Source organism: Pseudoalteromonas shioyasakiensis (assembly GCA_013391845.1).
In the GTDB taxonomy this organism is placed as follows: Bacteria; Pseudomonadota; Gammaproteobacteria; order Enterobacterales; family Alteromonadaceae; genus Pseudoalteromonas; species Pseudoalteromonas apostichopi.
In genome coordinates, this window is the sequence record CP058414.1 from 891,317 (window position 1) to 916,173 (window position 24,857).

Annotated in this window: 23 protein-coding genes, 1 tRNA gene and 1 riboswitch; of the genes, 17 read left to right on the forward strand and 7 right to left on the reverse strand. The window is 41.0% G+C overall.

The genetic code is table 11. From position 1 onward, the window contains the following. The first annotated feature begins 499 nt into the window (after positions 1-499). Positions 500-3,235, forward strand: a complete 2,736-nt coding sequence (polA, locus tag HYD28_04035) for a DNA polymerase I (GenBank protein ID QLE08198.1) — start codon at positions 500-502, stop codon at positions 3,233-3,235. Between the two features lie 250 nt (positions 3,236-3,485). Here polA and HYD28_04040 read toward each other — a convergent pair whose 3' ends face one another. Further along, positions 3,486-4,406, reverse strand: a complete 921-nt coding sequence (locus HYD28_04040) for a triacylglycerol lipase (protein QLE08199.1) — start codon at positions 4,404-4,406, stop codon at positions 3,486-3,488. 424 nt (positions 4,407-4,830) lie between these two features. On the opposite strand from HYD28_04040, the gene HYD28_04045 reads away from it, so the two are divergent. Further along, positions 4,831-5,418 carry a YceI family protein gene (locus tag HYD28_04045; GenBank protein QLE08200.1) on the forward strand — a complete coding sequence of 196 codons (588 nt, stop codon included), beginning with the start codon at positions 4,831-4,833 and terminating at the stop codon, positions 5,416-5,418. After that, entirely contained in the window at positions 5,418-5,936 is a 519-nt protein-coding gene (locus HYD28_04050; protein QLE08201.1) for a DUF1285 domain-containing protein, read from the forward strand. Before HYD28_04045 ends, HYD28_04050 begins: the two co-directional genes overlap by 1 nt. A 4-nt stretch (positions 5,937-5,940) precedes the next feature. Here the strand turns inward: HYD28_04050 and HYD28_04055 are convergent, their stop codons facing one another. Then, positions 5,941-6,588 (reverse strand): YihA family ribosome biogenesis GTP-binding protein, encoded by a 648-nt coding sequence (locus tag HYD28_04055; protein ID QLE08202.1) that lies wholly within the window; start codon positions 6,586-6,588, stop codon positions 5,941-5,943. 283 nt (positions 6,589-6,871) lie between these two features. Here HYD28_04055 and HYD28_04060 point away from each other — a divergent pair, with 283 nt between their 5' ends. The 3 genes from HYD28_04060 (at position 6,872) to HYD28_04070 (ending at position 9,367) form a co-directional block, all read left to right on the forward strand. Continuing rightward, entirely contained in the window at positions 6,872-7,504 is a 633-nt protein-coding gene (locus HYD28_04060; protein QLE08203.1) for a cytochrome c4, read from the forward strand. 751 nt (positions 7,505-8,255) lie between these two features. Then, positions 8,256-8,855, forward strand: coding sequence for a GTPase-activating protein (locus HYD28_04065; GenBank protein QLE08204.1), 600 nt, complete (start codon positions 8,256-8,258; stop codon positions 8,853-8,855). Beyond that, positions 8,852-9,367, forward strand: coding sequence for a DUF2489 domain-containing protein (locus HYD28_04070; protein QLE08205.1), 516 nt, complete (start codon positions 8,852-8,854; stop codon positions 9,365-9,367). Before HYD28_04065 ends, HYD28_04070 begins: the two co-directional genes overlap by 4 nt. Positions 9,368-9,426: 59 nt before the next feature. Here HYD28_04070 and hemN read toward each other — a convergent pair whose 3' ends face one another. Then, positions 9,427-10,800, reverse strand: a complete 1,374-nt coding sequence (hemN, locus tag HYD28_04075; GenBank protein QLE08206.1) for an oxygen-independent coproporphyrinogen III oxidase — start codon at positions 10,798-10,800, stop codon at positions 9,427-9,429. Between the two features lie 272 nt (positions 10,801-11,072). On the opposite strand from hemN, the gene HYD28_04080 reads away from it, so the two are divergent. The 4 genes from HYD28_04080 to HYD28_04095 all read left to right on the forward strand — a co-directional run bounded on the left by HYD28_04080 (position 11,073) and on the right by HYD28_04095 (position 13,207). Next, positions 11,073-11,149: transfer RNA gene (locus HYD28_04080), tRNA-Ile, on the forward strand. Positions 11,150-11,399: 250 nt separating this feature from the next. Then, complete coding sequence (locus HYD28_04085) at positions 11,400-12,107, forward strand: hypothetical protein (protein QLE08207.1); 708 nt, start codon at positions 11,400-11,402, stop codon at positions 12,105-12,107. 21 nt (positions 12,108-12,128) lie between these two features. Then, the gene (locus HYD28_04090) at positions 12,129-12,632 is read left to right on the forward strand and encodes a sigma-70 family RNA polymerase sigma factor (protein ID QLE08208.1); all 504 of its coding nucleotides are present in this window, start codon (positions 12,129-12,131) and stop codon (positions 12,630-12,632) included. A 5-nt stretch (positions 12,633-12,637) separates the two neighbouring features. Continuing rightward, entirely contained in the window at positions 12,638-13,207 is a 570-nt protein-coding gene (locus tag HYD28_04095) for a hypothetical protein (protein ID QLE08209.1), read from the forward strand. A gap of 246 nt (positions 13,208-13,453) precedes the next feature. Here HYD28_04095 and galE read toward each other — a convergent pair whose 3' ends face one another. After that, positions 13,454-14,467, reverse strand: a complete 1,014-nt coding sequence (gene galE, locus HYD28_04100; protein ID QLE08210.1) for a UDP-glucose 4-epimerase GalE — start codon at positions 14,465-14,467, stop codon at positions 13,454-13,456. Positions 14,468-14,697: 230 nt separating this feature from the next. Between galE and HYD28_04105 the strand changes: the two genes are divergently transcribed. After that, complete coding sequence (locus tag HYD28_04105; protein QLE08211.1) at positions 14,698-15,201, forward strand: DUF3016 domain-containing protein; 504 nt, start codon at positions 14,698-14,700, stop codon at positions 15,199-15,201. A gap of 424 nt (positions 15,202-15,625) precedes the next feature. On the opposite strand, the gene HYD28_04110 is transcribed toward HYD28_04105, so the two are convergent. Then, complete coding sequence (locus HYD28_04110; GenBank protein QLE08212.1) at positions 15,626-15,916, reverse strand: prephenate dehydrogenase; 291 nt, start codon at positions 15,914-15,916, stop codon at positions 15,626-15,628. A 72-nt stretch (positions 15,917-15,988) separates the two neighbouring features. Between HYD28_04110 and HYD28_04115 the strand changes: the two genes are divergently transcribed. Then, a complete protein-coding gene (locus HYD28_04115) occupies positions 15,989-16,201 on the forward strand; it encodes a hypothetical protein (protein ID QLE08213.1) in 213 nt (70 codons plus the stop codon). Between the two features lie 268 nt (positions 16,202-16,469). On the opposite strand, the gene epmB is transcribed toward HYD28_04115, so the two are convergent. Further along, complete coding sequence (epmB, locus tag HYD28_04120; protein QLE08214.1) at positions 16,470-17,483, reverse strand: EF-P beta-lysylation protein EpmB; 1,014 nt, start codon at positions 17,481-17,483, stop codon at positions 16,470-16,472. A 41-nt stretch (positions 17,484-17,524) separates the two neighbouring features. On the opposite strand from epmB, the gene efp reads away from it, so the two are divergent. Both efp and epmA read left to right on the forward strand, forming a co-directional pair. After that, on the forward strand, positions 17,525-18,091 hold the full coding sequence (gene efp, locus HYD28_04125) for an elongation factor P (GenBank protein ID QLE08215.1): 567 nt from the start codon (positions 17,525-17,527) through the stop codon (positions 18,089-18,091). A 164-nt stretch (positions 18,092-18,255) separates the two neighbouring features. After that, positions 18,256-19,230, forward strand: coding sequence for an elongation factor P--(R)-beta-lysine ligase (gene epmA / locus HYD28_04130; GenBank protein QLE08216.1), 975 nt, complete (start codon positions 18,256-18,258; stop codon positions 19,228-19,230). Between the two features lie 68 nt (positions 19,231-19,298). Here the strand turns inward: epmA and HYD28_04135 are convergent, their stop codons facing one another. Next, positions 19,299-21,398, reverse strand: a complete 2,100-nt coding sequence (locus HYD28_04135) for a TonB-dependent receptor (GenBank protein QLE08217.1) — start codon at positions 21,396-21,398, stop codon at positions 19,299-19,301. 230 nt (positions 21,399-21,628) lie between these two features. Here HYD28_04135 and HYD28_04140 point away from each other — a divergent pair, with 230 nt between their 5' ends. The 3 genes from HYD28_04140 (at position 21,629) to thiC (ending at position 24,810) form a co-directional block, all read left to right on the forward strand. Continuing rightward, positions 21,629-22,018 carry an acyl-CoA thioesterase gene (locus HYD28_04140; GenBank protein ID QLE08218.1) on the forward strand — a complete coding sequence of 130 codons (390 nt, stop codon included), beginning with the start codon at positions 21,629-21,631 and terminating at the stop codon, positions 22,016-22,018. A gap of 124 nt (positions 22,019-22,142) precedes the next feature. Beyond that, positions 22,143-22,544 carry an META domain-containing protein gene (locus tag HYD28_04145; GenBank protein QLE08219.1) on the forward strand — a complete coding sequence of 134 codons (402 nt, stop codon included), beginning with the start codon at positions 22,143-22,145 and terminating at the stop codon, positions 22,542-22,544. 64 nt (positions 22,545-22,608) lie between these two features. Then, positions 22,609-22,710, forward strand: a riboswitch (TPP riboswitch). Between the two features lie 207 nt (positions 22,711-22,917). Then, complete coding sequence (gene thiC / locus HYD28_04150; GenBank protein QLE10480.1) at positions 22,918-24,810, forward strand: phosphomethylpyrimidine synthase ThiC; 1,893 nt, start codon at positions 22,918-22,920, stop codon at positions 24,808-24,810. Positions 24,811-24,857: the final 47 nt, after the last annotated feature.

Sequence of the window (24,857 nt, forward strand, 5' to 3'; positions counted from 1 at the left end):
CTTAATGCGATTAGCTTTAGTTTAACAAGGATACGAGTCAGCCGACAAAATAAAAAATTTTTGTAGCTCGATAACTCGCAAAGCGTTATGAATAGCTGTTTATGCCTTTTTATAAATTACTAACGAAAAAAAAAGTATAAAGGATCGCTATGATCTTTGATCCATTATGCTAGAATACTCCCCCGGTTATGAAAAGGGATGTTAATTCGGTATCGAATAAGCAAAAGGTTATCGCTACTAAAACCGTTTTCCACATCGGACTAAAATAATAAAAAAAGAACGTCGTAATATCTTTTTTAAATCAAAACATGAACTTACTAAAATTTCCTAAATGTTTTTTCATTTTGGGAGAATTAACTCTGTCTGTTATCTACAAAGTTATCCACAGCTTGCTCTTTAATAAACCTCTATTGGTTAATAATTCACAGTCGTTTTCTTGATGGCCTTATGGCATGCTTACAAACAATTTAATGTTATTCAATTAGGATCCAATTTCACCATGGCTCAGATCCCTGAAAATCCACTTATTCTTGTTGATGGTTCTTCTTATTTATTCCGTGCATATCATTCGCCACCACACCTTACTAACTCAAAAGGTGAAGCGACAGGCGCAATCTATGGCGTAGTTAATATGCTTAAGAGTTTGATCAAGCAATATGATCCATCACACATGGTGGTGGTATTTGATGCCAAAGGTAAAACCTTCAGAAATGACATGTATAGCGAATATAAAGCTAATCGCCCACCAATGCCGGATGACTTACGCACTCAGATCGCACCATTGCATAACATTATAAAAGCAATGGGTTTTCCGCTTATTAGTATTGAAGGTGTTGAGGCTGATGATGTCATTGGTACGTTTGCGCGTATTGCTTCAGAGCAGCAACGTCATGTACTGATCTCTACCGGCGATAAAGATATGGCGCAGCTTGTTAATGAGCATGTCACGCTTATTAATACGATGACTGATAGCATTTCAGATCCAGACACTGTGGTTGAGAAGTTTGGTGTTGGCCCTGAGCTGATCATTGATTATCTTGCCTTAATGGGCGACAAAGTCGATAACATTCCAGGTGTTGATGGCTGTGGTCCAAAAACAGCGGTGAAATGGCTGCAAAAATATGGATCATTGCAAGGTGTAATTGATCATGCTGGTGAAATTAAAGGCAAAATTGGTGAAAAGCTTGCTGCAGCACTTGATCATCTGCCACTTAGCTATGAATTAGCAACAATTAAGTGTGATGTTGACGTTGAGTCGGATCTAGAAAGCTTTAAGCTGCAAGAACCTAATCGTGACGAACTTATCGCACTCTATGGTGAGTGTGAGTTCCGCCGCTGGTTAGCTGAACTACTTGATAACCCTAAAGATGCTGACACTCATTTAGATGTACCAACAGAAGCTAACGAATTACCAAAAGTTGCTGATGCGCATTATGAAACAATTTTAACTGAAGAACAGCTTGATACCTTAGTGACGCAGTTAAATGATGCCGAACTTTTTGCTTTTGATACTGAAACAACCAGCCTCGATTATATGCAAGCGCAATTGGTCGGTATGAGCTTTGCGGTTAAAGCAGGAGAAGCAGCGTATTTACCGGTAGCACATGATTATCCAGATGCGCCAGATCAATTAAGTTTAGAAACTGTAATGGCAAAAATTGGCCCAATCTTAGCTGACGAAAACAAAGCGAAAGTTGGACAAAACTTAAAATACGATAAAAGTGTGTTAGCGAATGCTGGCTACGAGCTAAAAGGCATTAAGTATGACACTATGCTGGAGTCGTATGTATTTAATAGTGTAGGTAGCCGTCATGATATGGACTCACTGGCACTTAAATACTTAGGCCACAAAAATATTAGCTTCGAAGATATCGCTGGCAAAGGTAAAAAGCAGTTAACATTTAACCAAATTGAGCTTGAAAAAGCGGCACCGTATGCCGCTGAAGATGCAGATATAACACTTCGTCTTCACCAAGTTTTATGGCCAAAAATTGATGCAGATAATCAGCTAAAGTCGGTATTTGAAGACATAGAATTACCTCTCGTTTCTGTGCTTTCTGATATTGAACGTACAGGTGTTGCAATTGATAGCAACATGCTGGCAGCTCATAGCCAACGTTTGGGTGAACGCTTATTAGAACTTGAGCAAGAAGCCTATGATATTGCAGGTGAAAAATTTAACTTAGGCTCGCCTAAGCAGCTACAAGCGATTTTGTTTGAAAAGTTAGAGCTTCCTGTTATCAAGAAAACACCAAAGGGTGCACCTTCAACTGCAGAAGAAGTGCTGCAAGAATTAGCTCATGATTACCCATTACCTAAGGTGATTATTGAGCATCGTGGTTTGTCAAAACTGAAATCAACGTACACAGATAAACTACCGCTAATGGTTAATGAGCGCACTAAGCGAGTGCATACTTCGTATCATCAAGCAGTAACAGCAACAGGGCGTTTAAGCTCAACTGATCCTAACTTACAGAATATTCCAATTCGTTCAGAAGAGGGACGTCGTATTCGTGAAGCCTTTATTGCTGCTCCTAGCCATAAAATTGTGGCGGCCGACTACAGCCAAATTGAATTACGTATCATGGCGCATTTATCACAAGATAAAGGCCTACTCACTGCATTTGCAAATGGCTTAGATGTTCATAGTGCAACAGCAGCAGAAGTTTTCGGGGTAAGTCTTGAAGAGGTTACCAGCGATATGCGCCGTAAAGCAAAAGCGGTTAACTTTGGCTTAATTTATGGCATGTCGGCATTTGGTTTATCACGTCAATTAGATGTGCCACGCCATGAAGCACAACATTATATTGATAAATATTTTGAGCGTTTCCCAGGCGTACTTGAGTACATGGAAACAACTCGTGAAAAAGCAGCAGAGAAAGGCTATGTAGAGACGATTTTTGGTCGTCGCTTACATTTACCAGAAATCAATGCACGTAACGGTGCTCGTCGTAAAGCTGCAGAACGTGCTGCTATCAATGCACCCATGCAAGGTACGGCCGCAGATATTATCAAAAAAGCGATGCTTAAAGTTCATCAATGGGTGAATGCACAAGCTGAAGGTTCAGTGAAGCTTCTAATGCAAGTGCACGATGAATTAGTTTTTGAAATTAAAGAAGAGTGTGTTGATGAGTATAAAGCTGAAATATGTAAGTTAATGTCTGAAGCTGCTACTCTCGATGTGCCATTGATTGTTGAAGCCGACAGTGGTGACAACTGGCAGCAAGCTCACTAATAGTCGCAATAAATGAGAGCTGTCAGCTATCAGCCGTCAGCTTTCAGACTAAAAGTTAGCGATTTGCTTGACCGTTATACCGTATTTATCTCGAATCTAGCTTCCAATTTAAGGGTCGCGGCATAAAGCCGCTGCTACAGGTAGGCGTGAAACTTGTTTCGCACGTCTGACCGCTGAAGGCTGATCGCTTCTATATAGAACATCGCTTCGAGCGACCCTACTTAACCAAAAATAAATCATTACTCGTTAACTATAACCCCAACTCCCGCAATCTCTTTACGTGTTGACGATAAAGCTCAATAGGGTCAACTTCACGAAAATTGTGTAAACCAATAAACTGATTAATCTCATCTAAGTGGTTCATTTCATAATTATCTTTAATTACATAGCCTAAATGACTACTACAGCGTGATATAAGGCCATCATCTTTTCCTAAAATGAGTAATGAGCCAAGTAGCATGGGCAAATCAGTTAGATCCAGTATATTAGTGAGTGCTGCTGTACCACTCCACGAAAAATAGTACACACCATTTTCGGCAACTATCTGACCTTGCTCGCATTTATTTACCGGTAAGCCTTCAGGGTATTTTTGATTAAATGCGTTCGCACCCTGAGTACTTAAGCTATTTAATGCACCAAGTGTGTTTTGTGGTAATTCACTGTTACCTGATAGTAGTGAAATAACACCACCAAGCGCATCAAATATTAACTGGGCTGCATGTTGTGCTTGAGAGTTTGCTGGCAGTTTTTGATTAATAAGATCAATAATTTCACTACCATAATTTGCCCCTCCGATACTGGTTACGGAGGCAATAAGATCAGGTCTAGTTGATGCAACGTAGCGCACTGTTTGCGCACCTTGGCTATGGCCAATCAAGTTTACTTTTTTGGCGCCAGTCAGTGCTAAAATTGTTTCGACTTGAGTGAGTAATTGTTCGCCTCGTATCTCAGAGCTATTTATAGCAGAGACCGCTGGTGTGAACACCAAGGTACCATCTTGGTTGAGACTGGTTGCAACATTATAAAAATAATCGAGGCCGAGTAAATTATCAAAACCCATTAGCCCGTGAACTAAAACAACAGGATATTGTGTCGTTGTTTTTTTTGCATGACAGCAAGGATTCATGAAAAAAAGTAAGGTAACAAATAAAAATAGGGGGATTTTCTTCATACCTTTTACTCTTCTACTGCAATTTTTATCACTAACAAGCCTTAAAAAAGTCTGATTTTAGCGTGCTTTAAATTCACTTTACCCTAAATTACGGCTCGCTGTAATGTTAATTTAAGGTAAACAAGAAAAGATGGTTTTAGTGTTTCGTTATATCTTTATCAATTTGTGTTGTTTCTGCGGTTGTGCAATTTATTTTTAATCTGGTATTTGCTAAAGTCCGCGCCGTCCTCATCCTGTAGGACATCCTGTTGATGATGCATCTGAAAGGATGCAACGTATTGATAGCTTCTCCCCAGTTTGCTATAACGACTCACTCCTTGTTGAGTGAGTCGCTTTTTCTTTCTCTTATCATACAATTCATTGCACAAATCAACGCAAGTGATACCATCAAAGTGATTCTTATTTACTTTCGAAGGAATGCGTTATGTTTAAATCTATGGCAATTGCTGCCTTTTCATTATCGAGTATTTTAGTTGCCCCTTTAGCCAGCGCAAACTGGCAAGTTAATAATGAGCAAAGCAACGTGAGCTTTGTGTCTATCAAAAAGAACTCAGTTGCAGAAGCGCATCATTTTAAAAAAGTATCTGGAACACTAGATGAGCAAGGTCAATTTAAGTTGATGATCGACCTGGCATCGGTTGAAACACTGATCCCTATCCGCAATGAGCGCATGACTAAGCTGTTATTTGAAACGGCTAAATTTCCTAATGCTGTGTTAACTGCTGATTTAAGCAAAACATTGTTAAAACTTGAGCCTGGTCAACATGTACTTAAAGGTTTAAAGGCTGAGTTAGACTTTCATGGCAATAAAAAAGACCTAACAATTGATGTGCTTGCTAATATGTCACCGAAAGGCGATGTAACCGTATCATCTTTTACACCCGTTATTATTAATGCGAGTGATTTCAAAGTAACAGAAGGTATTAGCGAACTGCAAAAGCTTGCAGGTCTACCATCTATTGCAACAGCTATACCTGTGACATTCTCTTTGACGCTTGATAAAGATAAATAATGCAATCACTTGCCGAATTAGAAGCCGCTCTTCAGGCTCCCGATAAACCCTTTGATCAATGGCAGCCACAAAATTGTGGGCAATTGCCAATGACGATTGATGCGCAAGGGCGGTGGTTTTATGCCGGCAGTGAAATAAAACGCGAGGCAATGGTTAAGCTCTTTGCCTCAGTTCTTTGCAAAGAAGTTGATACTTATTTTTTAAAAACGCCGGTCGAGAAAATGGCCATTACAGTCGATGATGTGCCTTTTGTTATTATTGATTGGCGTTTTGAAGACACAGAGCAAGGTCCTGCGCTTTGTTGTGTCGATAATTTGCAGCGTGCATGGCTCGTATCAGCAAAGCAACCATTGGTATTACGTGAATTTGAAGGTGTCAGTGTGCCTTATCTTCAATTAGCACATGGCTTGGCTGCGCGGGTATCGAGAAATGTTTATTATCAGTGGGCCGAAATAGCCTGCTCAGACGAGCAGGGCTATTACTTAGAATCATTAGCCAAGCGTTATTACTTGGCCTAAGTGTTTAAGCTTCTGGTTGTTCGTCAGACTCAGGAGCTTCAACTTCAATGGGTCCTAAAAACCACTCATCTAGCTTTTTAGCAACTTCAGGTAAGCCTGTGCCTTTTAATGAAGAGAAGGCATGAACTGTAATATCACCATCTAAGCTACTTAACTCACGGCGAACTTGTAAAACTTGCGCTTTACGTGCGCCTTGTTTGAGTTTGTCGGCTTTAGTTAATAGTGCCAGCACTGGAATTTCACTACCAACGGCCCAGTCGATTAAGTCACGGTCTAAATCTTTTAACGGATGGCGAATATCCATTAAAACAACGATACCTTTTAAGCTTTGACGCTTTTGTAAGTATTCACCTAGCGATTTTTGCCATTTTTTCTTCATTTCGATAGGTACTTTAGCGAAACCGTAACCCGGTAAGTCGATAAGGCGTTTATCGGCATCAAGTTCAAAGGTATTGATCAGCTGAGTACGACCTGGTGTTTTAGAAGTTCGAGCTAACTTTTGATCAGTCAAAGTGTTTAGAGCACTTGATTTACCAGCATTAGAGCGACCAGCAAACGCGACTTCAATCCCCGTATCAGCAGGTAAGCGTGAGATATCAGGTGCGCTGGTAACAAAGGACGCAGTGTTGTATTTGATACGAGATTTGAGCACAGGCTCTCCTAGTCTTTTATAAAAAATAACAAGCAGTGGCTAATTTCCACTTAAGGCACGTATTTTATACTATTAAAGCAGCATTCAAAAGCGTATTTAAGCGTGCTAAATTGGCTTTAAATTAGGAAAATTACTAAGTAGAAACTTAATCTAAGTCAAATCCCTATAAATTATGAGCTTAATGTGGGCAGAAAACGTGCCAGAGAATTTATTATCGTGTAGAATATAGAAATCACAACATCCATATTGTAGATGATACAGGGTCGGAAACAGAGAATTCACCATGAAAAAAATAGCACTATCTTTAACTATATTGCTTGGTACGTTGTCAGCAAGCAACGCAACAGCATTTGATGGCGATGTAAACGCAGGTAAAGAGAAATCGGCAACGTGTGCGGCTTGTCACGGCCCAGACGGTAATGCACCGGTTAATATCTACCCTAAAATTGCAGGCCAACACGCAGATTATATCTATAAACAATTACAAGAGTTTAAATTAGGTATGACATCTGGAGGCAAAGAAGGTCGTATGGATCCAGTAATGAGTGGTATGGCTATGCCGCTTAGCGATCAAGACATGAAAGACCTAGCTGCTTACTTCTCTTCTTTAAATATGTCTGAAGGTACAACACCTAAAGATGTAGTGGAAGTGGGTCAACAGCTTTATAAAGCCGGTGATGCTGAGCGCGGTATTCCAGCATGTGCTGCGTGTCACGGTCCACGTGGCAACGGTACATCACTAGCAAAATTTCCGAAAGTTTCGTTCCAACATCCAGAATACATCAAGTCACAACTTGAAAAGTTCCGTGATGGTACGCGTAATAACGACTTAAACGGTATGATGCAAGATATCGCTAAAAAGCTAACAGATAAAGACATCGAAGTACTTTCAAAATACTTAGGTGGCTTACACTAAAGTCTGATTGCGGATAGAAATACTCCGTATTAATATGTGATTAGTGTGAAAAAAGCAGCGCAAGCTGCTTTTTTTGTATTTAACACATGTCGAAATCTCCTACTCTCGTGTGAGACATTGTCCATAGTGAGCTGTAAGCTAAATCCTATTTTTATTTCTATTTTTAGCATAACTCTTTGTTATTAAATGGATTGCACTTGTTGCAATATCTTATCTGTAAGAAAAATTATATAAATTAGTTGTAACAAAATTATTAATGAGTAAATTAACCACTGTCGCTGAGACATCAAAAACAACATGGACAATGTAATAAGGAAAGTGATTGCGGCAAGTCTTTAGGGGTTGACACTGGTTAGGTGTCCTAAAGGAAATAACAAAAAAGCGTCAGGATTGACCGAGAATAATAAAAGCTCATGGAAGTTTAATAATAAAAACAAAATGGAATGCTACACGGAAGGTTAAAAAAATAACAAAATGGATAAACAATAATAATAAAAATAATAAAGACTAAAAAGTCGAAGGGAGAAGTGTCCAGATAATTGGCGCTCAGATTAGTAGGCGGTAGAGATGTTTTCTCTACCGCCTTTTTATTTGTCCTGTTACAATAGCCACCGTTTGTACTAAAAGTATAAAAAGTGCGCAGTTCGTCAAGTTGACCAACCACATCCGCACATCGAATTCTTCTGGTTATGCCAGCATTACAATGCCACAAAGGCGTTGTGCACAACCTCTTAAGTGAGATGATCAAGATATGAGTAGAAAGAAAAAGTCGCGTAAAATTCCATCAAATGGTCCTGTACGTTTAAGCAAAGAAAAGCTTAAAGAAATGCGCGCGTTAAAAGAGCAGCGAGTTAAAAAGACCAAAGGCGCTAAACCAGGGTCTCGAAATGCACCTGATGTACTAAGCGCAGAAAACGCAGCAGCGAACAATCAACCGAAAGATAAGCGTGTTGGTAGTAAAAAGCCTATTTCTTTAGTTGCCCCTAAGGCCGAGCCGAAAGTTGAAATGAAACGCAACTTGAAACCAATGGTTGAGCTTAAAAAAGTGGCTGAGCCTGAATTAACGCCAGAGCAAGAGTTAGAAGCGCTAGAAAATGACGAGCGTCTACTGAAGTTGGTTGAGCGTCATGAGCGTGGCGAGTTATTAACTGGTAAAGATGCTAAGTACTTTAATAGTCGTATTGCTCGTCATCAGGCTTTATGCGAGCTATTAGGTATTGAAGATGAAGACGAGTACGAAGATGACTTTGAAGATGATTCATTCGATGAAGGTGAGTCTGACTTCGATAAGTACTTATCAGATGACTTAGCCAACGAATGGTTTGATGACGAAGATGAGGATGAGCGATGAGCACAACCTTGATTATTGCCATAGTAATTGGTGCGGCAATTATCGCAGGGCTTGCGTTTTATGCAGGACAACTTCTTTATAAACTAAAAGAGCAAAATAAGCTTATCGCCAAGAAGCAAGCTGAGCATGAGCAAAAGCTTGCAGCATCAAAAGCAAAACGTAATGCAAAGTTAGCCGATAGCATTCATTTAATTGCCCGTGCAATGAATGAAGAGCAATGTGAGTTCTCTGAAGGCTGCTTACGCATTTGGGTGCTGATCTCTCAATACAGCTTTGCAGAAGAGTTTGAGTTAAGTGAGCGTTACCCTGGCATCTTTAAAATGTACGAAGTCGTAAAAGATATGCCAACGCACGATGCTCGAAAGAAATACTCTAAAAAAGAGGTTTTCAAAATGGACACCGTTCGCTGGCGTGCTGAAGAGCAGCATAGCGATGAGATTAAAGCAGATTGCGCCCGCATAATTGAAGAGTTTAAAGCCGCGCCAGGCAGCGAAAACGTAGTATTCAATTAAGCAGAAGTTGTGATTTAAGCAAAATAAAAAGCAGAGCCTAGGCTCTGCTTTTTGTTGGGCTAGATAACTCGTGAGAAACGAGTTTGCTTGATTTGTTGTTGTAGGTGCGCATCAAAGCACATACAAATAATACGAATAAATAAATTACCGCGGGCTGTTACTGTGATCTTATCTTGGCTAACAGTCACCAAGCCATCAGCAAGCAGTGGGTCGAGTGCTTTTAGTGCCTCACAGAAGTAGCTAGCGAAGTTGATATTAAATTGTTCTTCGATTGCTGGAATATCAAGCTCAAACTGGCAGATCAATTGTTTGATTACTGCGGCACGTAAAGTATCGTCATCAGTTAGAGCGACACCTTTACATACTGCACTGCCAAACCCTTCTTGCACAGCTTTGTAATAGTGCTTTAACTCTTTTTCGTTTTGTAAAATAGCATTGCCAATTTGCGAAATAGACGACACGCCTAAACCTAATAAGTCACACTGTCCATGCGTTGTGTAACCTTGGAAATTACGATGTAATTGACCTGCGTTTTGCGCAATTGCCAGTTCATTGTCTTTACGGGCAAAGTGGTCCATACCGATAAACTGATAACCCGCCGCTAACATCTGCTCAAGTGTATTTTTGAACATAGTGAGCTTATCGCCAGCAGATGGTAAGTCAGCGTCTTTAATCTTGCGCTGTGCTGCGAATCTATCTGGTAAGTGAGCATAGTTAAATACCGAAACGCGATCGGGGTTTAGTTCAATAAGCTGTGCAATCGTCTCTTTGAAGCTCTCAGGCGTTTGCAAAGGTAAACCGTAAATCATATCGGCATTAATAGATTTAAAGCCAAGCTCACGAGCTTCACTAATCAAGCCTTTTACAGATTGCACGCTTTGTGGACGATTAACTGCCAGTTGCACATCATCATTGAAATCTTGAATTCCAAACGAGACACGATTGAAGCCAAGCTTACGTAGGTGAACTAGCATGCCATCAGCTAAAGAACGAGGGTCAATCTCAATACCACGCTCGGCATCATCAGCAAAATTAAAGTGCTGTTCAACTAACGTCATTAAGCGGCTCATTTGTTCTGCCGATAAAAAAGTTGGCGTACCACCTCCTAAATGCAGTTGCTCAACTTTATAATCAGCAAAAAGCGTTGCTTGCTCAGCAATCTCAAGCGCTAAATTATCTAGGTATAAATCGGCTTTGGATTGATGACGTGTGATCACCTTGTTACAGCCACAGTAATAACAAAGCTGACTGCAAAAAGGGATATGGATATACAGCGATAAAGAACGGCTTTTCGACGCTGCAATCGCGTTAATCATATCTTGTTGGTTATAACCATCAGCTAAAGACAATGCCGTTGGGTAAGATGTATATCGAGGCCCAGAAATATTGTACTTGTTGATCAGAGATTGATCCCAGCTTGGTAAATTTATCACAGTCAGCACTCCGCAATTGATTGAGCGGCTATTTTAACGAGTTTACTGATCTAGCTATTTGATCTAGAACAATGTCGGAAGCTAGAAACTAATCGGCATGCTTTAAGGTTGTTGTAAAAACAAAAAGTTTACTATTTGAGCAATTGAATTAGTGATTGTTAAAATAAAGGGTTTTGCTAGTGACAAGGTTACAAAAACTTTTTATACTGCATCCCGCTTTAGTCAGTTAAACCTGCTAAACGCATCAAAAATTTAGCTTTCGCTAATACATTGGCCCCTTAGCTCAGTTGGTTAGAGCACACGACTCATAATCGTTAGGTCCCCAGTTCAAGTCTGGGAGGGGCCACCATTTTCTTTATATTAAAACTTGTAAATCAACGCTTTACACCAATCTTTAACAGTTTTGTTCCACTTTTGTTCCACCCATGTTTTTATCCTTAAAATTCAACCAAATAAAATTATTTTTAATTTTTTAAAAATATTTTGTCAGGTTTTTTGAGTTTGTCTCGTCTATAGCTGCAAATGACACGAAGTTGTTCTATTCGGTGGTAGCGATAGGCAGTGTCTTATGTATCTATTTTTACGAAAAGGACAAGCTCATGACGACTACAACATCAACTGTGAATACGCTAAAACTTGATTCAACGAATGCACCATTTAGTGATGCTGCTCTTTGGTTAAAAGAAGGTTGGGGGCTATTTAAAAAGGCGCCGTTTAAACTTTTCTTACTAATGACACTGTTCGCTATTTTGCCTGGGCTAGTGCAACTATTGCCAGCACCTATAGGTTTAACATTATCGAAATGGTTAGCGCCTATGTTAATGGCAACCGTGTGGCCTTTATTGTTTAACCTAAATAGTAATCAAGGCTTTTCATTTCGACACAATACAACATGGGCGAAGTGGGGACGAGTTGCGGTTTGGTCAGTAGTGGGTATTTTACTCGCGCTGGTGCAACTTGCTGTAGGGAGTACTTTGATTGGAAGTGAGCAGTTATCGGCATTATTATCTGGTCAGTTTGTTGATGTTGAGCGTTGGCGCGTAGGAGTTATGTTTGTATCAATTGTTCCTATGAATATGCTGCTTATATTTGTGGTACCTCTGTTACTTTTAAGTAATTCTTCACTTAGTGCAGCTGTAAAAGAAAGCCTTGCAACAGCACTAAGAGTGATTAAACCGCTAAGCGTGCTTTGTTTGATTAATATGCTTGTTACCTTTGCTGCACCGTATAGCCTTTTACCTATGCTACTGATGGGGCCTGTATTAGCGTGTACTTTCTTTTGTGCCTATAATCGTTTGTTCAAATAATAATAAAAACATGGAAGTACAGTGAAAGCTGATGTTCAAATAAACACATTGCTGAATGAATACGCGCCGCTGTTGGCGCGTGTTGCTGCAACCTACGAGATCAATCAAGCGTTACAAGATGAGCTAATTCAAGAGATGTCATTGGCGCTTTGGCGCGCATTTGAAAGTAATGAATCATCACCAGATATTGCCTTTCGAGGCGATGCTAGCGTAAAAACCTATATCGCCCGAATAGCTCACAATAAAGCAGTTGATCATGTGATTAAAGAGCAAAACCGTAAAGAGGTTGCAAGCTCTGAGAGTGTTGATTACACCCAAGCTTTAAGTGCACACAAATCACAAGACGACAGTTTAGATTTAATGGCTGCCCTGCGTAAATTAACGCTGAAATATAGGCAGGTGCTTGCTCTACAGCTTGAAGGGTTTAATCAAAGTGAGATAGCCGAAACACTGGGTCTGTCTGAAGATGCTGTTGCGAAACGTGCAAGTAGAGCAAGGCAACAACTTGCAAGCCTAATGGAGTGAATGAAGTGGATAAATTCGAAGCAGATGATCAATTAGCTAAGTGGCAGCAGGCATTCGTGCAGGCAACGCCGAAAGTGGATAGCGCTGCATTAATTGCACAAACACAAAAGTCGCGAACTAAATTAAAGCTAAAAGGTTTAATAGACTCTTTATTAGGTGTTGTGGTAACCGTGTTTTGTATTTACGCCATGTTGTTTGAGGCAAAACATACTTATGAAACCTTCATGTTTGCACTATTAGTGCCTATTCCACTAGGTTTTGGCGTTTGGTCTTACCGTTTAAGACGAAAGCTTTGGCGGGCTGAAACGCTAGACGTAAACGCGATGCTCAACTTTAAAGAAAGCCAGCTGAAACACCAAGTTCATTACTGGTATGTGAGCTTTATTGGCTGTGTTGCTCTTTGGTCCGCTCTGCTAATTGTTGCCTTGTTTAACATGGTTATGTTTAAAACATACAGCCTATGGCTTATCCAGCTTGGTATCAATGGCATTATAGTGTTCGCTGTTTATATGCGTCATAAAAAACTAAAATCACAGCTTGCTGCAGCGCTAGAGAGTATTCAAGCGATGCGCTGATATTGCTACTTGACGGGCTGTTCCTAAAACTTATATAACTTGTTATTCAAATAATAATAAAGGATATAAAGATGGAAGTTTTATACAGTATTTTGTTTTGGGGATCGCCAGTCGGCTTAGGGTTGTTCTTTTTCTTATCCTGCACTGGGGCTGGGGTACTTTTCTGGGGGATTGCGCAGCTTAAGAAAGCCTCATCAAATTAAAAAGCCGATGTGTGAACATCAGCTTTTTAATTTTAGACTTTGACTATTTGTAACCGTTAGGGTTATTACTTTGCCAGCGCCACGTATCTTGCATCATTTCATCGATGCCTCGTTCAGCTTGCCAGCCAAGCTCTTTTAACGCTTTTTCTGGTGCTGCATAGCAAGCTGCAATGTCGCCTGCTCTACGCGGTGAAATTTGATATGGGACAGCTTGACCGCTGGCTTTTTCAAAAGCGGTAACCATTTGCAGTACTGAGTAACCATTACCTGTGCCAAGGTTAAATACGTGTGCACCTGTATCAGTTGCAATACGGTTAAGTGCTTTTAAGTGACCTAATGCTAAATCGACGACATGGATATAATCACGAACACCTGTACCATCTACAGTATCGTAGTCATCCCCAAATACACCTAGCTTTGCTAGCTTACCCACTGCGACTTGCGAAATATAAGGTAATAAGTTGTTAGGTATACCATTCGGGTCTTCACCAATCAGGCCGGATTCATGCGCGCCGACAGGGTTAAAGTAACGTAAGATAACAAAGGCAAAGCGTTCATCTGATTTTGCGATATCTTGTAGCATCATCTCAACCATAAGCTTTGATGTGCCATATGGGTTGGTCGTACCGCCAACCGGGAAGTCTTCACGAATTGGCAAGCTTGCAGGGTCACCGTATACAGTTGCTGATGAGCTAAATACTAACTTAAATACGCCAGCGTCACGCATGGCATCAACCAAAGTCAGTGTACCTTGTACGTTGTTTTGGTAATACTCAATAGGCTTTACAACCGATTCACCAACCGCTTTTAAACCAGCAAAGTGAATAACACTATCAATTGCGTGTTCACGGAATATTTTGTCTAGGCAGGCTCTATCTAAAATATCACCTTGATAAAACGTGACGTCTTTGCCAGTGATTTGTTTTACGCGAGCCAATGACTCATTCGATGAATTACTTAAATTATCAAGAACAACAACGTCAGTGCCTTGTTGTAATAATTCTAAAACGGTGTGAGAACCGATGTATCCGGCTCCGCCGGTGACTAAAATGGTCATAAAATATCCATGAACTATACCTGGTTGAATTAGCCTTATTTCAGCACATTTTGCGTTAAATTACATAAATAAATTGTGATTCATAACAATAAAGCAAAAACATGAATCGCTTGTTTTTGATTACATTTTGCACCATATTGGTTACACCTAAGTGTTTAGATATTAAGCTATAGTTAATTGTCAGCAGCTAAAATTTAATCATTAGCTATACCTGTTAAGTGGAGAAACAGATGAATACAGTAAAAAAAATTGCCTTAGCAATGGTTATTGCACTACCTGCTTTTGCTCATGCAGGAGAGGCAAAAGTTAAATGGCATGACTTTAACGATTACCGTGATGTAGAACCTGGCAACAATTCACCAAAAGGTTCATTTCATAAAAATGTGGCGAAAAATTTTGAAAAACACTTCAACAAGCTTGCCGAAAAGTTACCTGAAGGCTACACCTTTAACGTTGAAGTGACAGAGCTTGACCTAGCCGGTGATGTGCGTTTTGGTACCATGAATGAGTTACGTATCATCAAGCCAATTTACTTCCCACGTATCGACCTAAATTATTCGATTACCGATAAAAACGGTAAAGTGATAAGCGAAGCAAATGATATCAAGCTTAAAGATATGGGATTTATGGATCGCATGAAAATGGGGCGCGATGAAGCCTACTACTACGATAAGCGTTTAATCACTGATTGGTTTGAAGATGAGTTATTGCCGTCGTTAAATTTGGGTGAATGATAGCTGTCAGCTGTCAGCTGTCAGTTTAAAGTTGAACTGTGTTGTTTGTAGGTCTTGTAAAAGACCTATATCGTGGGAGGCGTTTTAACGCCGAAAAACAATTAACGGCTAAAGCTGCTCCCACATGTTGGCGTGAAATTTATTTCGCACGAAAATATTTGCACAAAGATAAGTGAATGAGGAAGTGATGATAATACTTTTTTGTTTCTCTCTAAAGCGTAGCGCCTCTGTGTTCTCTGTGGTTCAACATGTTTTTGCACAAAAAGAAGTAAACGAGAAGAGAAAGAATAAACTAAAAAAGTATCTTAATTTAGCACCTCTTGAGCGCAGCGTCTCTTATCTCTCTTTGTGAGATTAAATGCCTTTGGTGTAGGCGTGAAATTTATTTCGCGCGTAAGCCTCTATAAAAATAGAGGCTTCTACGTTACTTAAACGTCGCTAACAGTTGTAGTAACTGTTGCAGTTTAATAACGGTTTTTTTCAGTTTTTCTTCGTCCATACCGTCGTTGCTTAAGCTTTCTACATCAGCAGCAACATCGAGAACGTAAGGTTTAAAGCGTTTTGCTTCAAAATCAAAGCCAGCATCTTTTGCAAATAAGGCTTTGAATTTACCATGGCCTTGCTGCTGTAAGTCATCTAATTTTTTATCAGCATCAAGTGCCTGACGATAAACGATTTTTAGGTTAGCATTGAGTTGTTCAATAATTGAATCCATTTTTTTCCTAAAGCTTTAGACTGCAATGCCGATATAGTACGTGGATTGTCATAAAAAGTCAGGTAATGAACTATGAATATATCAGGATCAAGCTTACCAGCGATGAGTGGCGGTGGCGAAAGTGCAGAAGTTTACAGCGCATCGCTTGCTAAAAAACAGCAAAAGGCTGATGGTGCTGCGGCACTTGCACTTATCGAAGGCGCAGCAACATCGAGTGCTGCAGCGCAAACACCTGCTAAGTCGGTAACTGCGACACTAGGTAACAACGTAAACGTATACGTTTAGTTGTTAAACTAGATAGGGCGTGTTGACCCTTTATGATTAATTTTGCAGCAGTGTGTTTGGTATTTAGGCAAGGCAGAGCCTATGCAGTGTGGTTGTTCCACATAAATAGGCGATAACGCAGCATCAATGCCAAACACGCGCTGCCCTTCGGGTTCTTCCTAGGGGCGATTAACTCTTTGTTGCTCGATTTTTACTTAGCCCACTAGGTTACAAATCTCGCGCCGCGATTAAATCGCCCCTAGAGTGAACAAATTTCAATCAACAAAGGTCAACACGCCCTTAGATCGATAGGCGTTTTACTTTGCTCGCCACCGATCTCGCGCACCAGCTTAGGAACCAAGAATCCCGGCAATGCTGCCAGCATAGCCGTCACGATTTCCCGTGCCTGACTCTCAGCTATATCAAAATGGCTGGCACCCTCAACTTTATCTAGTAGATGTAAGTAGTAAGGAAGTATATCTGCCTCAAATAGTGCTTCACTTAGTGCAACTTGTGAATCAACAGAATCATTCACATCTTTCAGTAATACCGCTTGATTTAATAACGTAACCCCCGCGACTTTTAATTTTTGCATAGCCGCTTTAAATTCATCATCAATTTCGTTGGCGTGATTGATATGGTTTATAAACACCACTTTTAAAGGCGATGCAGCAAAGCGCGAACATAGCTCATCGGTAATTCTTGCTGGGATCACCACAGGCAAGCGGCTATGAATACGCATGCGTTTAATTTGCGGTAGCTGTTCGAGCTCATCCATAAACCAACTAACAGCATCGTCCTTGGCCATCAATGGATCACCACCACTCAAAATGACTTCGTTGATGTTGGCGTCGGCTTTTATATATGCCAGTGCCTCAATTAAACTGCGTTTGTTTAATTGGTTTTCTTGATAAGGAAAATGACGTCTAAAACAATAGCGGCAATTTACAGCACAACCGGTTTTAAACATCACTAAAACGCGAGAGCGATACTTGTGTAATAAGCCCGGTTGATTATTATCTTGTTCTTTTAGAGGGTCTTTATCGTAACCTGTTTTTGCTAAAAACTCTTGGTGTTTTGGCATCACTTGCAGCAAAAGAGGGTCGTTTATGTCGCCATAACGCATTTTTTTGATAAAAGGCAGTGGCACACGGACAGGAAAAAGACTGCGTGCTTTGAGGTCTTTTTCGTCTACTTTGCTTGATAATCCTAGCATTTCTAGCAAGCGTTCAGGACAAGTGACAACATTTGCCAATTCTTTTTGCCAGTTTTTATGCAAATTTACTTCATTTCTTTGTATCATTGACACGTAGATTACTCGAAATTATTTAGACAGAGGAAACGATGGCGAATTATAGCACCAATGAGTTCAAGGGCGGCCTAAAAATTATGTTAGACGGCGAACCTTGCAGCATCTTAGAAAATGAAATGGTAAAACCAGGTAAAGGCCAGGCGTTTAACCGTGTTCGTATTCGTAAACTTATCACAGGTAAAGTACTAGAAAAAACATTCAAGTCAGGTGAATCAGTTGAAGGTGCAGACGTAATGGATACAGATTTAGCGTATCTATACACTGACGGTGAGTTCTGGCACTTCATGAACAACGAAACATTTGAGCAAATCGCTGCTGACGAAAAAGCGCTTGGCGACAATGCAAAATGGTTAGTTGAAAATGACGTTTGTACAATCACGCTTTGGAACGGTAGCCCAATCGCTGTGACTCCACCAAACTTCGTTGAATTAGAAATCACTGAAACAGATCCAGGTCTAAAAGGTGATACAGCGGGTACTGGCGGTAAACCAGCAACATTAAGCACAGGTGCTGTTGTTCGTGTTCCTCTATTCGTACAAATCGGCGAAGTGATCAAAGTTGATACACGTAGCGGTGAATACGTGAGCCGTGTTAAGTAACAGGCTTTGTTAATACCAATTCGCAATAATACTTAATCATTTTGAGGGATTAAACCTGTCGCTAGCAAGGTTTTATTGCCTCAAAATAGACCACTTAATTAAGCGAGTTGGTATGAATTATTATAAAATCCCAGCTTCTGCTGGGATTTTTTTTGGGAAACACTATGTCTAATGTCCTTTGGCAACCAAGCGCCGATATTGAAACTTTACGCCACCGTGCCGCTATCATCCGCCGTATTCGCGAGTTCTTTTATGCACGTGATGTTATGGAGGTTGAAACGCCAAGCTTAAGTGCGGCCAGTGTAACCGATGTGCATTTAGCGACATTTAGTACCGAGTTTGTTGGTCCTGGTCATGCTGGTGGCTTACCACTTTATTTGCAAACGTCACCTGAGTTTGCCATGAAGCGTTTACTTGCTGCAGGCTCTGGGGCTATTTTCCAGCTATGCAAAGCCTTTCGTAATGAAGAGGCGGGTAGTCATCATAATCCTGAATTTACAATGCTTGAGTGGTATCGTCCGGGTTTTGATGAATTTGCCCTTATGGATGAAATGGATGAGCTTATGCAATTAGTGCTTGGCGTAGAAAGCGCAGAGCGACTAACTTATCAACAAGCTTTTATGAACGCCTTAGGTGTTGACCCTTTAACCGCTAATATCAGCACTTTGCAGCAACTAGCAACGGAGCAGGGCTTTGCCGATATTGCTGCGCATGAAACGCACCGAGATACCTTGTTGCAGCTATTATTTTGTATGAAGGTAGAGCCAACGATTGGCCAAAAAAAGCCTTGTTTTGTTTATCATTTTCCAGCTTCGCAAGCGGCTCTTGCCCAAATTTGCCAACATGATGAGCGAGTCGCAGGGCGCTTTGAGTTATATTTCAAGAATATGGAGCTGGCAAACGGCTTTAATGAACTAACAGATGGCAAAGAGCAAGCAGCTCGCTTTAGTGAAGACAATCAATACCGTGAAGCGAATGGTTTAAAGCAAGTGCCAATGGATGAGCGCTTAATCGCAGCGCTAGAGCATGGCTTACCACAATGTGCGGGTGTAGCGCTGGGTATTGATCGACTCATTATGCTGGCAACGAATAAGCAAAAGATTAAAGACGTACTCGCCTTTGATGTTGAAAGGGCTTAACTTATTTGGCTCTAGGCTCTAGGCTCTAGGTGTTTGGGTGCTAGATAAAAAACCTAGCACCCTATTGCTTATAACTCGTAAATAAATGTCACACCGGCAACCATAGGTTCGCCAAGCTGTGTGTATGTATGAGTGGTGTAACCATCTAATGGGTCGTTACCAAACTCAAAACCACGAGTTGGTACGTCTTCGTCAAATAAGTTACGTGCCCATGCATTAATGCTCCAATTATCACCTTCATAACCAAATGAAGCATTCACTAAATTCGTGCTTGGTGCTTTTGAGTTATGGCTATCAGAGAAGTAATAATCGTCTTTACCCTCTAAACCAATCGATGCATAAAGTGCAGGCGTAAAGTTATAACGCGCAGTGAATGCATATTGGTACTTAGGTGCTTGTGCTTGGTCGCGACCATCTTGATCAAGACCTGATTGAGCCACAAAGTCATTGATTTCTGTATGTAGATAACCTGCACTACCTGTTAGTAGTAAATTGTCAGTTGCTTGGAAGCTACCTTCAATTTCTAAACCGTAGTTTTCGCCAGAGCTGGCGTTATCGATATAGCCTGTGAACTTTTGACCTTCAACTTGCCACGATTTTAGCTGCATATCTTCTCGATACATATAAAAGGCGGCTAGACGTAACACAAATTTATCGTCTAGAGAGCTGCCTTTAACACCAAACTCACCGCTCCATAAGTACTCAGGGGCAAATGATGTGTGATTAGCAAAAAAGTCAGCATCGAGGTTTAAGCCTTCGTCTTTTGCTTTTGCTAAAGCTTCAGAGTTAATACCGCCAGCTTTATAGCCACGGGTGATGCTGGTGTAGATCATGGTGCGATCAATGACTTGATATTCAAGCGCAAGCTTACCACCGACCATGACATCATCAGTTTCTTCAATAAAACCGTTATTGTCGGTGTAGTCGCCTTGGTACTGTTCAACGCGCAGACCTGTAATTAAGGTTGTTTTTGGGCCAATAGGTGTAGCTAACTGCCCGTATGCAGCAATATTGCTGGTTTCATAATTTGATGCAAAAGGTTGTGCCAGCCAAGTGTATTGGCGCTCTAAATCGACTTCGCGGCCTTGGTAATAAATACCTGCCACCCAATCGCCCGCTTTGCCATTAAATTGTAGCTCGGCTGCTTGATCTTTTCGGTCGCGTAAATAGGTATCTGTTGAGCTATAACCCCACTCATGTAGGCCTGCAGCACATAGTTCAGGCTGAGCTTCATCGTTACATACCCAATCTTCGTCGAAGCTGTATAGCAGCTCGCTGTCGATCCCTGAAACATTTAGGCTTACATCAAACCAATCGAAGCCGGTGTAAATGTTTGCAAGGCCAACGGCGATACTTTCTTGATTATCCTCACCAGGCTCATCAGCAACGCTATTACGGCTATTATCGAGCGTGAAAGCATCATAACCGTTATTAATATCAATATAATGAACGTTAAGTTCTGTGCGTAAGTGGCTAGTTAATTGGCTGTGCAATTTAAAGCGAGAAACGAGCTCGTCTTGTTGTTGGGTATCTTCACCTAAATAACGGTTTTCTACATAACCATCAGACTCGCGTTGATAAACACTGGCACGTACTGCAGTATCATCAGTAATACCAGTACCTGCTGCAATACCTGCTTCGTAGCTATTGTAGTTGCCCGCACCCAGTTGCACTTTAACGCTTGGATCAAAGGTTGGCGCAGCTGATTCCATTTGAATCATGCCAGCTAAAGCATCAGCACCAAAGCGAGTTCCTTGTGGACCGCGATAGATTTCAACTTGGTCGATATCAAATAATAGCGAACTGCCACCTAAACCAGAGTAGTTAATGCCGTCAATAACTAAGCCAACCGACGGGTTAATAGGATCAACAAATTGCGAGCGTAATCCAACACCACGAATTTGCACGAAACGACCACGAGATGCGCCTGAGGTAAAGTTTACGTTGGCAGCGCTAGCTAGCATCTCATCTAAAAACTTTGCACCACGTTGATTGATTTCATGGTCTGAAAACAAGCTTGCACTGGCACTTAAAGTTTGAATGCTCTCTTTTTGGAAATCACCGGTAACTACAATTGTTTCCAGCTCACCGTCTTCAGCGTAAGCAATCGAAGATGCTGCGAATAAAGGCAGGATGGCAGCAGATAATAATGATAAACGTCGTTTCATGCGGGTTCTTAACTCCATTTTAGGGACTGCTATTCTAGCAACCTAGCTAGCCAAATGGCTATAAATACCAATTCGCAATAATACTTAAGCATTTTTGACGGGTTATACCTAGCATTACCTGCGAGGCTTGCTTGCCCAAAAATAGAACGCTCAATTAAGCGAAATGGTATAAATCAATTTTTATGGTATAAACGCAGGCAATTATACGTAAATTGATTAGGAATACGACTATGACCTTTAGAGTAGACTTTAAAGTGCGTGATTATGAGTGTGATTTACAAGGAATTGTAAATAACAGTGTTTATTTTAATTACTTAGAGCATGCTCGTCATGAGTTTTTACATGCCCAAGGTGTCGACTTTGCAAAGCTAGCAAGAGAAAAAGTAAACCTTGTGGTGCTTCGCAGCGAAATGGATTACAAGGCATCACTTGTGCCTGGTGATGAATTTTATGTTGCTGTTGAGCCTGAGCGAATTAGCCGCTTAAAGTTTGCGTTTAGACAAACGGTATACCGTAAACATGACGATAAAGTAATGCTTCAAGCTTTGGTCATTGGCACATCAGTTAACGAAAAAGGTCGTCCTTTTTTACCAGAAGAAGTCGATAACTTATTCAAATAGTCTGCGTTGTTCTTCGAAAAGCTAACTTAGAACAATTTTTTACAGATAAAACATGTTTTTTTAACGATCAATTGCGTTAAATGTTGTTATTATTACTACATTGAAATTTGAGTCGTAAAAAAATATGAAGTTAGTAGCCTTGCCTCTTCTTTTAGTACTATTTTGCATGGGTTGCTCATCGACCGGTACTGTATCGAGTGAGCAATTAAAATATACACAGTGGCAATTATCAAAAGTGAATGGTTTAGCAATTCCTGTATCCCAAACTGCCTCTATACGGTTTATTGAAGCGATGCAGGTTAATGGCTTCGCTGGTTGTAATAAATTTTTTGGTGAGGGTGCGCTAAACGAAGATATGCTAACAGTCAATAAGTTAGGTATGACACGTAAATCGTGTGGCGAGCAAATTGATGATCTTGAGCAGCAATTACTTTCAACGTTGAAGGAAGGTGCAGCCATTAATTTAAATGGTGAGCAACTAACCTTGCAAGGCGAGCATCACTTTACCTTCATTGCAAAAAACTAAAGTTGCTGAGCTTGCAGCAATTTTTTAACTGACGTACACTCAGGGCGTTTTATAAGAAACGAATTTATACTTGTCGGAGTGCCTTTAACAAGGCTGAGATCGCGAAAGCGGGATCCGTGAACCTGATCAGGCTAACACCTGCGTAGGGAACAAGCTGCCTCAATGGGCGCTTGTGCGCCAAATTTCTGGGGCATAAGCGGCGCAGGCTGCACTAGTAAGCATTAGCTTATTAACAACGATCCAATGGCGTTAGCCACTCTCTATTGCTTTTGCAATATCTGACAAGACAACCCTTAAAGTAATGAGGTAAGTCATGTCAAATACAACAACTAAACCATCTCGCCGCGAAGTGCGTGCGGCAGCATCTGATTATATTTATAACTTAACTGGGCAACCCTTTCCTAATTCTCATAAAGTGTATGTGGAAGGCACACAAGATAATGTGCGAGTAGGGATGCGCGAAATCACCCTTAGCGATACCTTTATCGGTGGCACTGAAGAGAACCCAGTGTTTGAACCTAATGCCCCAATTCGCGTTTACGATACATCAGGCCCTTACACTGACCCTGATTTTAAGCTTGATGTGCGCAAGGGACTTGAGAAATATCGAGAAAAGTGGATTGAGAGTCGCGGCGACACTGAAGTCTTAGACTCAGTCACTTCGCAATTTTCTCAGCAACGTATGGCGGATGAAGGCTTAGATCATATTCGCTTTGAGCACTTGCCAAAAATCCGCCGTGCTAAAGCGGGTAAAAATGTGACGCAAATGCATTATGCGCGACAAGGCATTGTGACTCCAGAAATGGAGTATGTGGCAATTCGCGAAAACATGGGACGCGCTAAAATTCGTGAAGAGTTACTTGCAGCGCAGCATAAAGGCGAATCGTTTGGGGCCAGCATTCCTGATTTCATTACCCCTGAATTTGTGCGTGATGAAATTGCACGTGGCCGTGCGGTGTTACCGAATAATATCAACCACCCGGAAACCGAGCCAATGATCATTGGCCGAAACTTTTTAGTTAAAGTGAACGCGAATATTGGTAACTCATCAGTCACCTCATCAATCGAAGAAGAAGTTGAGAAGATGGTGTGGTCAACGCGTTGGGGCGCCGATACGGTAATGGATTTATCAACAGGCCGCTATATTCATGAAACCCGTGAATGGGTGGTACGTAATTCACCAGTACCAATTGGTACTGTACCTATTTATCAAGCGCTTGAAAAAGTAAACGGTGTTGCCGAAGACCTTACGTGGGAGATTTTCCGCGATACCTTGATTGAACAAGCTGAACAAGGTGTTGATTACTTTACCATTCACGCTGGAGTATTACTTCGTTATGTACCTATGACGGCAAAACGTGTTACCGGTATTGTGTCGCGCGGCGGTTCAATCATGGCCAAATGGTGTTTAGCACACCATAAAGAAAACTTTTTATACACTCACTTTGAAGAGATCTGTGAAATTTTAAAACAGTACGATGTGTGTTTTTCACTGGGTGATGGCTTGCGTCCAGGTTCTATTGCAGATGCCAATGATGAAGCCCAGTTCAGTGAGTTACGTACTTTAGGTGAGCTGACAAAACTTGCTTGGAAACATGACGTACAAGTATTCATTGAAGGCCCAGGCCATGTGCCGATGCATATGATCAAAGAGAACATGGAAGAGCAGCTAAAACACTGTGAAGAAGCACCGTTTTACACCCTCGGCCCACTGACAACGGATATTGCACCGGGGTACGATCATTTCACATCGGGTATTGGGGCCGCGCAAATTGCCTGGTATGGCTGTGCCATGCTTTGTTATGTAACACCTAAAGAGCATTTAGGTTTACCAAATAAAGAAGACGTTAAAGAAGGCCTTATTACTTATAAAATTGCCGCCCATGCCGCTGATTTAGCAAAAGGCCACCCTGGGGCGCAAGAACGCGATAACGCATTATCAAAAGCACGCTTTGAGTTCCGTTGGCACGACCAATTTAATCTAGGTTTAGACCCTGAACGCGCTCGTGAGTATCACGACGAAACACTGCCACAAGAATCAGGAAAAATTGCACATTTTTGCTCTATGTGTGGCCCTAAATTTTGCTCGATGAAGATTACTCAAGAAGTACGTGATTATGCAAAAGATCTTGAGGCTAGAGGCATTGATCCGAATAACGTGGGCGATGCTATCGAAATCAAAATGGTCGATGTTGAAGCCGAAATGAAAGCAAAGTCAGACGAGTTCAAAAAAACAGGCTCTGAGATTTACCACAAAGCAGTTTAATTTATGGAGCTAGGCATAGCGATAGGTTCTGGGTTTTTACCTAGAGC